General features: G+C 40.3%; 13 protein-coding genes. 8 read left to right on the forward strand and 5 right to left on the reverse strand.

The window, feature by feature from the left end:
* Positions 1-141: 141 nt before the first annotated feature.
* From H4O18_RS05150 to H4O18_RS05165, 4 genes are all read left to right on the forward strand, one after another.
* Positions 142-384 carry a FeoA family protein gene (locus H4O18_RS05150; protein ID WP_187582092.1) on the forward strand — a complete coding sequence of 81 codons (243 nt, stop codon included), beginning with the start codon at positions 142-144 and terminating at the stop codon, positions 382-384.
* Positions 381-2,618, forward strand: a complete 2,238-nt coding sequence (gene feoB / locus H4O18_RS05155; protein ID WP_187582094.1) for a ferrous iron transport protein B — start codon at positions 381-383, stop codon at positions 2,616-2,618. Before H4O18_RS05150 ends, feoB begins: the two co-directional genes overlap by 4 nt.
* Before the next feature lie 105 nt (positions 2,619-2,723).
* Positions 2,724-2,873, forward strand: coding sequence for a hypothetical protein (locus tag H4O18_RS05160; protein ID WP_187582096.1), 150 nt, complete (start codon positions 2,724-2,726; stop codon positions 2,871-2,873).
* A 141-nt stretch (positions 2,874-3,014) separates the two neighbouring features.
* Positions 3,015-4,547, forward strand: coding sequence for a carboxypeptidase-like regulatory domain-containing protein (locus tag H4O18_RS05165; RefSeq protein WP_187582098.1), 1,533 nt, complete (start codon positions 3,015-3,017; stop codon positions 4,545-4,547).
* Between the two features lie 3 nt (positions 4,548-4,550).
* On the opposite strand, the gene H4O18_RS05170 is transcribed toward H4O18_RS05165, so the two are convergent.
* The 5 genes from H4O18_RS05170 to H4O18_RS05190 are packed head-to-tail and all read right to left on the reverse strand — an operon-like array spanning position 4,551 to position 7,368.
* The gene (locus H4O18_RS05170) at positions 4,551-4,937 is read right to left on the reverse strand and encodes a DUF423 domain-containing protein (RefSeq protein ID WP_187582101.1); all 387 of its coding nucleotides are present in this window, start codon (positions 4,935-4,937) and stop codon (positions 4,551-4,553) included.
* Between the two features lie 33 nt (positions 4,938-4,970).
* The gene (locus H4O18_RS05175) at positions 4,971-5,384 is read right to left on the reverse strand and encodes a DUF2141 domain-containing protein (RefSeq protein WP_246474010.1); all 414 of its coding nucleotides are present in this window, start codon (positions 5,382-5,384) and stop codon (positions 4,971-4,973) included.
* A gap of 27 nt (positions 5,385-5,411) precedes the next feature.
* A complete protein-coding gene (locus H4O18_RS05180) occupies positions 5,412-5,843 on the reverse strand; it encodes a hypothetical protein (protein WP_187582105.1) in 432 nt (143 codons plus the stop codon).
* 44 nt (positions 5,844-5,887) lie between these two features.
* Entirely contained in the window at positions 5,888-6,709 is an 822-nt protein-coding gene (locus H4O18_RS05185; protein WP_187582107.1) for a ZIP family metal transporter, read from the reverse strand.
* Positions 6,706-7,368 carry a metal-dependent transcriptional regulator gene (locus H4O18_RS05190; protein WP_187582109.1) on the reverse strand — a complete coding sequence of 221 codons (663 nt, stop codon included), beginning with the start codon at positions 7,366-7,368 and terminating at the stop codon, positions 6,706-6,708. Before H4O18_RS05190 ends, H4O18_RS05185 begins: the two co-directional genes overlap by 4 nt.
* Positions 7,369-7,446: 78 nt before the next feature.
* Between H4O18_RS05190 and H4O18_RS05195 the strand changes: the two genes are divergently transcribed.
* From H4O18_RS05195 to H4O18_RS05210, 4 genes are all read left to right on the forward strand, one after another.
* Positions 7,447-9,750 carry a TonB-dependent receptor gene (locus H4O18_RS05195; RefSeq protein ID WP_187582111.1) on the forward strand — a complete coding sequence of 768 codons (2,304 nt, stop codon included), beginning with the start codon at positions 7,447-7,449 and terminating at the stop codon, positions 9,748-9,750.
* A 5-nt stretch (positions 9,751-9,755) separates the two neighbouring features.
* The gene (locus tag H4O18_RS05200; RefSeq protein WP_246474012.1) at positions 9,756-10,244 is read left to right on the forward strand and encodes a thioredoxin family protein; all 489 of its coding nucleotides are present in this window, start codon (positions 9,756-9,758) and stop codon (positions 10,242-10,244) included.
* A 135-nt stretch (positions 10,245-10,379) separates the two neighbouring features.
* Complete coding sequence (locus H4O18_RS05205; RefSeq protein ID WP_187582113.1) at positions 10,380-11,528, forward strand: lycopene cyclase family protein; 1,149 nt, start codon at positions 10,380-10,382, stop codon at positions 11,526-11,528.
* 67 nt (positions 11,529-11,595) lie between these two features.
* Positions 11,596-15,006, forward strand: a complete 3,411-nt coding sequence (locus H4O18_RS05210; protein WP_187582115.1) for a HEAT repeat domain-containing protein — start codon at positions 11,596-11,598, stop codon at positions 15,004-15,006.
* Positions 15,007-15,045 lie beyond the last annotated feature (39 nt).

Below are 15,045 nucleotides of genomic sequence, written 5' to 3' on the forward strand. Positions count from 1 at the left end.
CTCTGCTCATTTAAAAAAACAGCTACTGCCCACCATTCCAAAGCAACAGGTCATTAAAGCGTCAACTTTTTATAGATTTACCTGATTACTTCATCTTTTTCTTTTATTTTTGTGCTTAATTAAAATCAATCTAAATAAAAATTGACTACAACTGTAGCACATTTAAGGCGAGGGCAAAAGGGAATCATCAAGGAATTTGCTGATGGAATACTTCCTATTAAATTATTGGAATTGGGTTGCCTTCCCGGCAATGAAATAGAATTGGTACAGGTAGCCCCTCTTAAAGACCCCATATATATTAACGTTAACGGCACTCATATCGCTATTAGGCGTTCCATGGCCGCCTTAATAGAGTTAGAAATTACTGAAGATTTCCCACTATGAGCAAACAGATCAAGGTTGCGCTTATAGGCAATCCCAATACTGGTAAAACTTCGGTCTTTAACCAACTTACCGGTTTAAAACAAAAAGTTGGGAACTACCCAGGTATTACCGTCGAGAAAAAGGAAGGCGTCTGTAAACTTCCCCGTGGCGTAAAAGCACATATTCTTGATTTACCCGGTACCTATAGCCTTAATACTACTTCCTTGGATGAAAGTGTGGTGGTAGAACTTTTGCTCAACAAGAATGACAAGGATTTCCCAGATGTTGCCGTCGTCATCAGCGATGTTGAAAACCTTAAAAGAAACCTTCTCCTTTTTACCCAAATCAAGGACCTTAAAATTCCCGTTATCCTGGTCATCAATATGGCCGATCGTATGTCCAGAACGGGCATTTCCTTGGACATAGAACTTCTGGAAGAAAAGCTGGATACCAAAATTGCATTGGTAAGTACCCGAAAAGGAACGGGTATAGACCAAATTAAGGATTTGATCGCCGACTATAAAAACCTATCCATTACTCCCAATGTTGATACGACGGTAATTGCGCCGGATTATTTTGAAAAACTGAAATCAACTTTTCCAAAAGAGGATCTTTATAAACTATGGCTTGTAATTACACAGGATGTAAACTTTATGCCCATAGAAAAGAATCCGATCACCATTGCCGCCTCTTTTGCCACCAAATCCAAATCCGAACTAAAAAGGCTGCAACAAAAGGAAACCATTCTTAGGTATCAATTTATAAATGGTATCCTAAAACAGGCCTATAAAGTGGATATTAATGCCGCTAAGGGACTCAGGGCCACGTTGGACAAGATTTTGACGCATAAAATATTCGGTTATCTTATCTTTTTCGTCATCCTACTGACTATTTTTCAAGCCATATACGATTGGAGCAGTTACCCAATGGATTTTATTGACGAATCCTTTGCTTCTGCCAGTGAATGGGTCAAGGACACTTTACCCCCAGGAGTATTTACCAATTTAATAGCCGAAGGAATCCTTGCCGGGATAGGTGGAATTGTAATTTTTATCCCCCAAATAGCCTTTTTGTTCCTTTTTATTGCCCTCTTGGAGGAATCTGGCTATATGAGCCGGGTTGTTTTTTTAATGGACAAATTGATGCGTCCGTTTGGCTTAAGCGGCAAGAGCGTTGTGCCTTTGATTTCGGGAACGGCATGTGCAATTCCAGCTATTATGGCCACCAGGACCATCGAAAACTGGAAGGAGCGACTTATAACCATTTTGGTTACCCCCTTTACCACCTGTTCTGCCCGCTTACCAGTTTATTTGATCATTATTGCCTTGGTTATACCTGAAGGAAGATTTTTAGGGCTGAGCTATCAGGCATTGACATTAATGCTCCTATATCTTATGGGATTTGGAGCCGCTATATTTTCGGCGATGATCTTGAACAAGATCATGAAGATCAAGAGCAAGACCTTCTTTGTCATGGAAATGCCCAATTATAAACTCCCACTCATTAAGAATGTGGTGTATACCGTTTGGGAAAAAACTAAAAGTTTTGTGCTAGGGGCCGGGAAGATTATTTTGGCCATCTCCATTATACTTTGGTTTTTGGGATCCAATGGGTTTTCGGATAATTTTGCCAATGCCGACGAAATTGTAAGTGAGCAAATTGAAAAACAAGGATTTTCGGATTTTAATAAAACCAATATTGAAAGTACGATGGCTTCCTACAAATATGCACTTCAGGATAGCATTGAAAAAAAAGCTTATGCTTTGGACCACGTTGCTATAAGCGACTCCCTAAGATTGAAAGAAATGGCCTTACAAGAAAAGGCCACCAATCAGGAAATTGCTAGTTATAAACTGGAAAACTCCTATATGGGCTATATGGGCAAGGCCATAGAACCTGTGGTACGCCCATTGGGGTATGACTGGAAAATTGGTATAGCCGTACTTACTTCCTTTGCGGCACGGGAGGTATTCGTAGGTACCTTAGCCACAATATATAGTGTGGGTAGCGATGAGGAGGATACCATAAAGAACAGAATGGCCGCCGAAATAGACCCTAGAACAAAAAGACCCCTATTTAATTTGGCTTCTGGTATTTCCCTATTACTTTTCTATGCTTTCGCCATGCAATGCATGAGTACGCTTGCTATAGTAAAACGTGAGACAAATACCTGGAAATGGCCAGCTGCACAACTAGTATTTATGAGTCTTTTTGCGTATATTGTAGCATTGATTGCATACCAGATTCTAAAGTAATCCGGACGAGCAAAAAAAGAAAAAAATGTAACGGACTTTAGTTCCGATAAGTAAACAAGCGGCTATAAACTTTTATCGGTTCAACGCCCAAAAAGAGTAATAAAAATGAGTATTCTTCAACACATACTGGTCTATATCACAGTGGTCTTGGCATTCGGGTACCTAGTAAAAAAATTCCTGTTGCCAAAATCATTGTTTGCAGGAAAAAAACGCAACTCCAAAGCTTGTGGTGATGGGGATTGTGGATGTCATTAATCCTAATAAAAAACATATTTATCTGCTATTCGTGCTTAATATTACTTTTTGTTAAGTAAAATAAATCTGTCTTAAAATAATCACAAGTGCATTGCTTTCAGAAATCCAATTCCTTAATTTGGCGTTCATTAGATGACTTGTATGCTCAATTTTAAAACCTTATTTCCTATTTTTTTAGTTGCGTTCGCATGCAATTTTAATCAGGCCCAAGTAATTTCCTCTGTAGTAAAAGACTCCGCCACACAACAACCTATTCCCTACGCCACCATCCTACTGTCCAATAAAAAAGGGGTTATTACCAATGAAGAAGGCCGATTTAGCTTGCTCTTAGACAAAAACAGTAAAGACACCGACTCCCTTTTTATTTCCTGTATAGGCTATGAGGGTTTGCGCAAGCCATTGAATCAATTTACGGAATCGGTCATTTTTCTAAGTGCAAAACCCATAGAATTGAATCCTGTAATTGTTAGTAACAAACAATATACTGCCGAAGAGCTTATAGAGCAGGTAAAAGAACATATCGACAAAAATTACAGTACAGCCCTTACCAAAAAACGATTGTTCTTCAGGGATTCCTATCATCAAAACCTTACCAAATCCAATTATACCTTCAAAGAATCCACCATAGCTGCACTCAACGAGAAATTCTTGGACAGTGTCCTGAATACCATCCCAAAAAAATCGAGTCGTTATACCGAAATCTTAGGTGACTTTTATGGCAAATATGAAAAGGACAATCAAAAACTAACACTGATAAAAGCTTCAGAACTATATGATAAGCAAAGTGAGCTGGACATAACGGCTTTGGAAGAAAAGTTCAATGATATTCTAAAGAAAAATATAAAGCACGATTCCTATTTCAAAATTAAATCGGGTCTATTCGGTACAAAAGTGGATGTTGACGAAATATTTACCCCCGAGAATGAAGGTGCAGATGCCGAGGCCTTGAAAAAAGAATTGGAAGAAAAGAAAAAGAAGGAAGAAAATCGAAAAAAGAATTTCGCTTCCTTTAAAAAAGGAAGCTTGGGGAAGATAATGGAAAAACAGTTTTTTCTGAAAGATTCAGACCTCAATTTCATCCATAAAGACAATCGGTACAGTTTTAAAATGGTAGATTTTACCTATATAGGGGATGATGCGGTCTATATCCTGGATTTTGAGCCTAAAAGATCTGCCGACTACAAGGGTAGGCTATATATCCATGCAGATGATTTTGCTATAATCCGTTTAGATTACAGCAATGTTAAATCCTTGAGGACCTTTAAGCTTTTGGGAGTTTCTTTGGACCAACATTTGGACAAGGGCAAGATGATATTTTCCAAGAATGAAGAAGGAGTTTACCATTTACGCTATTTTGAAGAAGAACTGGGCGCAAAGGTGGCCATAAAAAGGCCTTTGAAAATCATTGAACTGAACAAGCGTGTAAAGGGAAGGAACAAACAGAACGAGCTTTCCTTAAAAATAGATATGGCGAGCAGTGGGGTAAACAGGCACGAGGTGATCCTGTTCGATTCAGAAACCATTACTTCCCAACAATTCAATGCCGTTCAGGAAAACAATACAGTACTTCCTACCTATATGCCCAACTACGATCCGGAATTTTGGAAAGGCTATAATATAATAGAACCCAATCAGGCCATAAAGGATTTTACAGCGCAAGTGGAGGTTAATTAGACCCTAAACCAAATTTTGAATAAAGGAATAAAACAATAATCCCCAGCCAATTACCAAAAGTAATCCGCCCAGCGGAGTAATAGGTCCCAGAAACCTGAGTTTTTTACCTTTGGCCGCACTTATGGAAAGACCATAAATACTAAAGGAAAATAGAAACACACCAATTATAAAGCAATAAATCATATAACGTTCCAAGGCTGTTTCCAGATTAAAATTAAATCCTAAAACCAGCAATAAAATGGCATGGTACATTTGATATTTTACTCCAGTTTCAAAACTTTTCAACTGCTGTTCGTTCAAGGTTTTTTTAAGCGCATGTGCACCAAACGCTCCAAAAACCACCGCTAAAAGTCCATAAAGGGAACCCATGATATGAGCTATAAGTACCATAAAAATATTTTAAAAAGGGATTAAACTATTAAGCTAATTGAACTGCATCATTAAATCCAGATCCTTGTTCAAATCAAAAGCGCATTCCTTATAACTTGGAGGACCAAAAGTCTTTAATTTGGCGTTGGAAAAGGCTATGGATTCCTTAGGAATTCCCAACCAATTGGTATCCAGCTTATCGTTGCCGTTTTCATCATGAAAAATGGCCACGGCATATTCCCCTTTGGGAAGATCGAAAATCTTGAAATGGGTGCTTGCCTCTTTAGCCGCTATGCGGTCTACCTTGTATACCTCTTCAAACATTAAAAACCCGTGGGATTTATTGTAAATGGCAATATTGATTTTACCAGTGGAGGATCTAACCCCGCGCACTTCCACAGAGAGACTATATTGGGACATCCCGGAGAAAGGAAGTAAGGTCAGCAGAAGCCAACTATATTTCCTCAAGAAAACGACCAATTGAAAACAGCACATCTATTCTTTTGGGGGATTAATTTTGTTCGACAAAAACCGATACATAGATTCCGTTTCCGTACTATCTGGCATGTTCAAAAATAATTTCATGGAATCTTGATATACCAACCTTATTTTGGGTTGGGATAGTCGATCCACATAAACATACACCTTATTTAGATTTAGGCTATCTTCTTTAAAAACACCTTTTTCCCTTTCCTTAACTGAAAATCCATTGATCCGTTCCATGGAAGGAATCTTTTCCACCATAGTAACACTGTCCATGTCCGTATATGGAATCTTAACGAAATAGATTCCGGATAATATTTCCAATTCCTCCTTTTCGGTCTTTATCCAATTTTTGTAATGTGCCGTAAATGCCAGGGCAACTACAATTATTGTGACCACAATAAGCACGTTTAAAAACCAATGCCTTTTTTCAGTATTTCCCATAATTTAAATGAAGATAGATGATTACACTAACAAACCAAAATTTATCAACTAAGGCCAACATCGAGCATCATCATAATTATAAATCCTCCTATAAAACCCATGGTGGCTATGTCCGTGTACTTGTCCTGTTGGGTTTCCGGGATTACCTCTTCCACCACTACAAATATCATAGCTCCTGCCGCAAAAGATAGCGCATAGGGCAAAATTGGCTGAAAAGTCAGAACCGCCCAAGCACCCAATACCGCAGCGATAGGTTCTACCAAAGCTGAGGCCTGACCGTACATAAAACTCTTTCTTCTACTTAAGCCCTGCCGCCTTAATGGCATGGCAACCGCGAAACCTTCGGGAAAATTCTGAAGCCCAATTCCAAGCGCCAGGGCAACTGCCCCGCCAATAGTGGCCCCGTCAAAACCTGCGGCAACACCCCCAAACAATACCCCAACAGCAAGTCCTTCCGGAATATTGTGCAAAGTAATTGCCAAAGTTAATAAGGTAGTTCTATGCCAGGGTGTTTTAATACCTTCCTTTTCGTTTTCCTTAAAGTTAATATGTAAATGTGGCAATACCTTATCCAAACCAAATAGAAACAATGCTCCCATTAGAAATCCAACCGCGGCCGGAATCACCTTTACGAATCCTTCCCCAGGACTCATTTCTATACCTGGCGCCAATAAACTCCAGAAACTGGCGGCAACCATTACCCCTCCCGTAAAACCAAGCATGCCATCCAATACGGCGCGGTTCATGCCCTTAAAGAAAAATACCAATGAAGCGCCCAAGGCCGTAAGTCCCCATGTAAACAAAGTGGCATAAAATGCAGCTAAAATTGGGTCTATAGATTCAAAATAGTCTATTATCTGATTCATATTTCATCATTGGTTTTAATGTACAAATTAGCTGCAATTACGTGTGAAATTTGCAGATTCCTTCCATCTATCTCAATATTTAATGAACCATCGAACTCCTCTCTCTCCTTCACCCTTATTTGGTTTCCCAAGGCTATCCCGTTCTTGTCCAAAAATTTTAAAAATGTGGCCGATGAGTCCTTGACCCCAACACATACCCCCACAGTATTTATTGGGACTTCACTTAGCAAATCCCTATCCCTTTCTTTAAATCCTCCATTCTTATCCGGTATGGGATCTCCGTGCGGATCAAATTTGGGAAAAGCCAAAAGACGGTCAAGGCTATCTATTAGTTTGTCACTTTTAATATGCTCCAACTGTTCCGCTACCTCATGGACCTCATCCCAGGAAAAATCCAGCTTCTCCACTAGGAAAACCTCCCAAAGCCTATGTTTTCTGATAATCCCCAATGCCGTCTTTGTACCTAAAGAAGTTAAGGAAACCCCTTGGTATCGTTTGTAGTTTACCAAATTTTTTTCGGATAGTTTTTTAATCATGTCGGTAACTGAAGAAGGCTTGGTTTCCATTAGCTCCGCTATGGCATTGGTGGCTACTTCCTGTGTCCCTTTTCTGCCTAAATGAAAAATAGTCTTAATATAATTCTCTTCTGAACGCGTCATTAAATACAATTTATGCAAAAATACATTTTTATTTGTACAAACAAATTTTTAGATTTGCCTAAAATTTAATTTAATTTAATGAAAAATATAATCTGGATATTATTCCTTTTACCACTGTTCCATCTTTTTTCCCAAACCGGAACACTGGAAGGCACGGTTATTTCCAATGGAGATGTATTAGCTTGGGCCACCATACAGCTTAAGGGGACCCAAATTGGCACCACTACGGATGAATCGGGAAAGTATAGGCTAAACGCCCCGTTTGGAACCTATACCGTGGTTTGCCAAAGCATAGGGTACAAATCCAACCTAAAAGAAATTACCCTGGACAATTCCCGACCCTTGCAATTAGATTTTGAATTAAAGGAGGATGTTATGGGTCTGGAACAAGTAGTGGTAACAGGTACCCGGACAGACAAAAGACGTACAGATTCCCCCGTAATCGTAAATTTGATCAATAGCAAAACCTTGGATAATGTAGTGGCAACCAATCTTTCCGATGGCTTAAGATTTCAACCAGGCCTACGGGTAGAAACCGATTGCCAGACGTGTAATTACACCCAATTGCGTATAAACGGACTACAAGGAGGATATTCACAAATATTGATCAACGGTCGACCCATATTTAGTCCGCTTACCGGCTTATACGGTATGGAGCAAATTCCTACCAATATGATAGAACGCATTGAAATAGTCCGTGGAGGTGTTTCAGCACTCTATGGATCTAGCGCCATAGGCGGAACCGTGAATGTGATAACCAAGATTCCGCGGCAAAACGACTATTCCTTTACCTATACCTATCAAAATATGGGGAACAATGCCAACGACCACCTTCTGGTAGGAAACGCAACTGTAGTTAACCCAAAGCGGAATGCCGGCGCCACCTTTTTCGTCAGTAAGCGGGATCGTGACACCTATGATGCCAACGGCGACAATTTTTCAGAGCTGCCACAGCTCATAAACAATTCCTTTGGCACCAACTTCTTTTATCTACCTCAGGAAAACCAAAAGTTGGAGGTAAGCCTTAGTAGCATAAATGAATATAGATATGGTGGTGAGGTAGTGGACAAACCTGCCCACTTGGCACAACAATCTGAAGAACGGACACATAATGTACTTATGGGCAGTTTGGATTATCAAATAAATTTTAATGAAGAAAAAAGTGCACTGATCCTTTATTATGGGGGACAATATACCGACCGTGACCATTATACGGGCATAATCCCAGACGATGAGCCCCAATTGGGGGAATTTTTGGCCGACCCGCCCTATGGCATATCCAATGTTACCACACATCAGGGTGGCACACAATACAATCATAGGTTTAATGAATTTCTAGGGGGCAAAACCGTATTGACCTTTGGATCCGAATTTGTATATGACCAGGTGTTGGATGTTATTGAACCCTATAATTACAAGATAGACCAGACGACTAGGAATTTAAGTGGGTTTGTACAGAACGACTGGGATATTAACACCAAATTAAATTTTCTTTCCGGTTTTAGAGTCGATGACCACAACCTGGTAGACAAAACCATATTTAGTCCAAGGCTCTCATTGCTCTACAAGTGGAATAAGGAAACTCAATTGAGATTGGGATGGGGTACCGGTTTTAGGGCGCCGCAAGCCTTTGATACCGACTTACACATTGCCTTCGCCGGAGGAGGCATCTCCCGTGTTTCACTTTCCGACGCACTAAAGGAGGAACGTTCAAATAGTTTTACCGGATCTATTAATTACGATAAGGCCTCAGAACACTTTATTGCCGGTTTTACCCTAGAGGGATTTTATACCCAACTAAACGACGCCTTCTTTCTCTTCCCCTTGGGAGAAGACGAATTTGGACAACGATTTGAAAAGCGGAATGGTAGTGGTGCTACGGTCAAAGGCATTACCCTGGAAACAAGGGCCAACTTTGATTATTTGCTACAGATCGATGCCGGCTTTACCCTACAGTCCAGCCTCTTCAATGATCCCGTGGAGAATATTGAAGGTCTGGAGGCAAAAAGAGCATTTTTGAGAACCCCAAACGACTATGGTTATGCTACTTTTACTTATACACCCACAAAAAAACTAAGTGCCAGCGCCAATATTGTATATACGGGACCTATGGAAATTGCCCATTTTAGTGGAGAAGGAACAGGTCAGGAGGTAGATGAATACTCCAAATCCCCATCGTTTACGGAACTCAGTCTCCGTTTGGGTTATAACCATGAATTTCCTAAAATAGATACAGGAATAGAGATATTTGGAGGTGTAAAAAATTTAACAAATGCCTATCAGGACGATTTTGATATGGGCAAAAACAGGGATAGCAACTACGTCTACGGCCCTGGAGCCCCAAGAACTGTTTTTATAGGGCTAAGAATAAAATCTTTGTAGGAATAATGGGATCCAAGACAACAATTTTAATATTGATGGTGAATATAATGCTGCCCTGGTCAAATGCTCTTGCCCAGGAAAAAAAACAAGTTAATTGGATCAGCTTTGAACAATTGCACGATTCCCTAAAAGCAAATCCCAAAAAAGTTTTCATCGATTTTTATGCGGATTGGTGTTCACCCTGTCTAAAAATGGATGAAGTAGCTTTCAAAGACCCTAGGGTGGTAGAATTACTAAATAAGGATTTTTATGCTATAAAATTTAATGTGGAAACCACAGATACCATTGTTTTTGGGCAACAAAGCTTTTCTAATCCAAGAGCCAACAGACGTAATCCCGTACATGAAATACCCCTTCTATTGGCCAGTAGAAAGGAGGCGCCCTTTACCCTACCTGCCTTAGTATTAATGGATTCTACTTTTACTGCCCAAGCACGGTATTTCCAATATCTGGATGCCGAACAATTACTGGGGATACTTGAAAAAAAACCTTAAAAATACCTTATATTTCACCTTTATCGGATTTGTAAATTCTACCAATAGAATTTGTACTTTTGGATTACATCCCGAAGACAGAAGCAAAATCATTCCTTAACTCGACTTTAATCCTTGAAACCAGAGCGCATTCCCATGGCAACCTACGATTATATTATTATTGGCGCAGGGGCCTCTGGCCTGTTATTGGCCGATGCTTTGGGCAAGGATAATTTCTTTGCACAGAAAACAATTCTGGTGTTGGATAAGAATTTGAATAAACAAAATGACCGTACCTGGTGTTTTTGGGAAATTGGCCAGGGAGATTTTGATGCTATCCTTCACAAAATCTGGGACCATATTTTTGTCGCAGATGACAAATTTTACAAACGCACTCCAATTGCCCCATATAAGTATAAGATGCTACGTGCAGAGGATTTTTACCATACTTACCGCAACAAAATAAATGGCCATTCCAACATCACTTTTTTGGAAGGGAATGTAAATGAAATTAAGGAAATGGGCCATGAAGTATTGGTCACAACCGATTCCGATACGTTTAAAGGGAAAAAAATATTCAGTAGCATTTTTGATTATAAACCCCTGTTGAAACAAAAAAAATATCCGGTCTTACAGCAACATTTTATAGGTTGGTTTATAAAAACAACGAAACCCATTTTTGATAGGGACCAAGCTACCTTTATGGATTTTTCAGTCCCTCAGAAAGAAAACACCCGCTTTATGTACGTATTGCCATTTTCCGAAACTGAAGCTTTGGTGGAATACACCTTATTTTCTAAAAATGTACTGCCCGACCATGAATATGAAGAGGCTATAAATTCCTATCTTAATGAAGATCTAAATTGTAAAGAATACGAAATATTGGAAAAGGAAAAAGGAAGCATCCCCATGAGCTGTTATAATTTTAATGTCCACAACAGCAAAAACATTTTGCATATTGGGATTGCCGGAGGATGGGCAAAGCCGAGTTCGGGCTATACCTTTATGCGGACATATCAAAAAACAGGAGCTTTGATCCCGTTTTTGAAAAAAGACAAACCGCTAAATACTTTTTTTAAAAAGGATCGATTTTGGTTTTATGACCTATTACTATTGGATATACTCCATAGGAACAACAATAAGGGAAGGTTAATTTTTGGACAACTGTTCAAACAACGGAAAGCCCAAAATATCTTTAAATTTTTAGATGAAAAAACCAGTATTTGGGAGGACTTAAAAATTATAGCGGCCTGCCCCAAAAAAGAATTTATCCAGGCCCTCATACGTAGGGTGTTTTTAATTTAACAGGCTATATTTTATAATATTGATATATACCCGTATATTTTACTCTTTATTAAAACCAAAAATTGCTATGCGCACCATAACCACCTTCAAAACTGCCTTAATTTTATCCCTTTTTGGCGTTTTTGCCATATCCTGTGACAAAAAACCCAAGCAACCTCAGGAACCCCTGTTGGTAATAAAAGAAGATACTACAACTGCCTTAAGTAGGTTTAAGGAAATAAGGGAAAGTGTTCCCGCCCAAGTCGCAGAAGGGTTAACACTGACTTTATGGGCTTCGGATTCCTTGGCTCCCGATCCGGTGGCCATGTCCGTTGATGACGAAGGAAACATTTACCTCACCAGGACCAACCGTCAAAAAAACTCTGAATTTGATATCAGGGGATTTAGACATTGGATGACCCCGTCCATTGCCCTACAATCCGTGGAGGATAGAAAAAACTTTTTACATGAAACCTTCGCTACCGAAAAGAGCAAAGAAAACGAATGGTTAAAAGACCTAAATAATGATAATATTCATGATTGGAGGGACCTTACCGTACAAAAGGAGGAAATCTGGAAATTGGAGGACCAAAACGCTACTGGCTATGCCAATATCGCCACTAGAATTGTGAATGATTTTCACGAGGAACAATCGGATGTTGCCGGAGCTTTATTGGTTAGAAAAAATGATATGTTCGTAGGTATTGCGCCGGATATGTGGAGAATTACCGATGAGGACGGAGACGGAATAATGAACGATAAAACCTCCATTTCCCATGGTTATGGGGTACATATCGGATTTGGGGGACATGGAATGTCTGGAGCCATAGAAGGTCCTGACGGAAGAATCTATTGGGGAATTGGAGATATAGGGGCCAATATTACCACCGCTGACGGAACACATCACAAATACCCTAATCAAGGGGTTATTGTAAGGTCCAATCCCGATGGCAGCGATTTTGAAGTTTTTGCAGCCGGTGTGCGCAATACCCACGAATTTGTATTCGACGAATACGGCAATATTATTACCGCCGATAATGATGGGGATCACCGTGGAGAAAGCGAACGATTGGTATATATTGTAGAAGGATCCGATGCAGGTTGGCGGTCCAACTGGCAATATGGCAAGTACACCGATCCAAAAAACAATGGATACAACGTTTGGATGGACGAAAAACTTTTTGTTCCACGTTGGGAAAACCAAGCTGCCTATATTATACCGCCCATTATGAACTTTCATAATGGTCCTACAGGAATGGCATACAATCCGGGTACTGCCCTGGGAAAAGAATGGAAAAACAAATTTTTCCTAGTAGAGTTTGTTGGCAATCCAAGTAGATCACACATATGGAGTTTCGACCTTAAACCAAAAGGTGCCTCCTTTGAACTAAATACGGAACAAGATATTTTAAGCGGAATTCTCCCCACAGGTATTCGTTTCGCTCCGGATGGAGCACTTTATATTGCAGATTGGATGAACGGCTGGGACACCAAAAATTACGGCCGGGTATGGAAGTTGGATGTTGCAGCGAACAAAAACGACCTGAAGGCTGAAAGGAAGGAAACAGAGCGCTTAATGACTTTGGACTATACAGATCAGAACGTTGAAAAATTAATCCAATTCCTTTCCTATCCCGATATGCGCATTCGACAAAAAGCACAATTCGAATTGGCAGATAGGGACAATAAGGGCCATAAAGCATTTACCGCTGCAATTACACAGAAGGAAAACCAATTGGCCCGGGTCCATGGAATTTGGGGCATTGGACAATTTGCGCGTAAAAATTTGGACAGAGCCGATCCTTTAATGAATCTTTTAAAGGATAGTGACCCAGAAATTGTGGCACAGGCTGCCAAAACCTTGGGAGACGTTAAATATGGTAATGCTGGCAAGGAATTCATATCCTTACTTAAGCATGAAAACGCACGGGTACGATTTTTCGCCGCCCAAGCCCTAGGTAGAATTGCGGAAAAAAATGCAGTTCAGCCGCTTTTGACAATGTTGGAAGCCAATAAGGACGAAGATCTGTATTTAAGACATGCTGCTGTATTGGCGCTGGCAAGAATAGGGGAAACCGCACCGATAATTGCCTTGGCCGACAGCAAAAACAGAAGTTTGCGCATAGCCGCCGTATTGGTATTGAGACGACTACAGAATGAACAGTTAGCCCTATTTTTAAAGGACCAGGATGAATATATAGTTACCGAGGCCGCAAGGGCAATCAATGATGATTGGTCTATTGAACCTGCCTTGCCTGCTTTGGCCTCCTTACTGAAAGAGGAAAGATTTACTTCTGAACCATTGTTGCGAAGAAGTATAAACGCAGCACTTAGGGTTGGAGGCGATAAGGAGCTGGACCTACTTATCGACTTTGCAAGGAGAACCACTGTGTCCAGCACGCTTAGAGGTGAAGCATTGGCAGCCATAGGCACTTGGGCCTCCCCTTCTGTTTTGGATAGGGTAGATGGCCGTTATAGGGGCGAAATTAATAGGGATGCCATTGCCGTAAAACATAAAATAGAAAAATATATTCCCGACTTTTTAAAGGATAGAAACCCGGATATTTTAGTGGCCGCAGCCAAGTCCATAAGCGCCCTCAAGATAAATGGTTACAATGCCCAATTGGCAACTATCATGAAAAACAATACTTCCCCAGAGGTGCGTTCGGCCATGTTAATGGCACTTGGAGACTTAAATTATAGCAATATTGAAGAAGCCATGAGGATCGGTATGGCAGATAAAGATCGGGATGTCCGTACCGTGGCAGTAGGATTGGTAACCCAAGTAGATATTCCCAAAGAAAAGTTGCCCGCTATTGTGGAGCCTATATTTAAAAGTGGATCCATTATTGAACAACAAAAAATGCTGAGCGTGTTGGGGGAAATGCCACTTGAAAAAAGTAAGGATGTACTAAGCTCCTTAATAAAACAAGGAAATAACAAGAAGCTGTCCAATGGGGTTATTTTGGATTTAACGGAGGCCGTTGAAGCCACCCAATCCAAAGAACTAATTGCCCAACTGGGCAAACTTAAATCCCAAGGAGATGGTTTGCAGGCCTATTCTGAAACTTTAAACGGAGGAAACAGAAGGGATGGCTATCAGTATTTCAATACTAATTCTACCGGGCAATGCGTTAGATGCCATGCCGTTGGAGGCGCGGGCGGATCGGTAGGTCCTGCTTTGGACAATATTGGAAACATATTAAGCAGGGAACAGATCCTAGAGGCCTTGATCAATCCTAGTGCACGTTTATCCCCTGGTTACGGTATGGTTACCGTTACCCTGAAGGACGGACAAACCATAACGGGAATTTTGGAAGAGGAAACCGAGGACGAGCTTATACTAAAAACCTCCGATGCAGAACCCATGGAAATTGCCCTTTCCAGAATAGACAAAAGACAAAATATGGCCTCAGGGATGCCACCTATGGGAACCATAATGTCTAAAAGGGAAATTAGGGATGTAGTGGAATTCTTGGCTGGAATGAAAAAGGAATAACTTATATAAGCACGGTAAAATTGTTGTGGTTATATAATA

The sequence above is a fragment of the Arenibacter arenosicollis genome, from assembly GCF_014397245.1.
GTDB lineage: Bacteria > Bacteroidota > Bacteroidia > Flavobacteriales > Flavobacteriaceae > Arenibacter > Arenibacter arenosicollis.

Coding starts and splice junctions, on each gene's coding strand:
- H4O18_RS05170 (WP_187582101.1), bottom strand. CDS start 4,937: ATGGTACTTATAGCTCATATCATGGGTTCCCTTTATGGACTTTTAGCG.
- H4O18_RS05210 (WP_187582115.1), top strand. CDS start 11,596: ATGCGCACCATAACCACCTTCAAAACTGCCTTAATTTTATCCCTTTTT.
- H4O18_RS05180 (WP_187582105.1), bottom strand. CDS start 5,843: ATGGGAAATACTGAAAAAAGGCATTGGTTTTTAAACGTGCTTATTGTG.
- H4O18_RS05165 (WP_187582098.1), top strand. CDS start 3,015: ATGCTCAATTTTAAAACCTTATTTCCTATTTTTTTAGTTGCGTTCGCA.
- H4O18_RS05160 (WP_187582096.1), top strand. CDS start 2,724: ATGAGTATTCTTCAACACATACTGGTCTATATCACAGTGGTCTTGGCA.
- H4O18_RS05195 (WP_187582111.1), top strand. CDS start 7,447: ATGAAAAATATAATCTGGATATTATTCCTTTTACCACTGTTCCATCTT.
- H4O18_RS05190 (WP_187582109.1), bottom strand. CDS start 7,368: ATGACGCGTTCAGAAGAGAATTATATTAAGACTATTTTTCATTTAGGC.
- H4O18_RS05200 (WP_246474012.1), top strand. CDS start 9,756: ATGGGATCCAAGACAACAATTTTAATATTGATGGTGAATATAATGCTG.
- feoB (WP_187582094.1), top strand. CDS start 381: ATGAGCAAACAGATCAAGGTTGCGCTTATAGGCAATCCCAATACTGGT.
- H4O18_RS05185 (WP_187582107.1), bottom strand. CDS start 6,709: ATGAATCAGATAATAGACTATTTTGAATCTATAGACCCAATTTTAGCT.
- H4O18_RS05205 (WP_187582113.1), top strand. CDS start 10,380: ATGGCAACCTACGATTATATTATTATTGGCGCAGGGGCCTCTGGCCTG.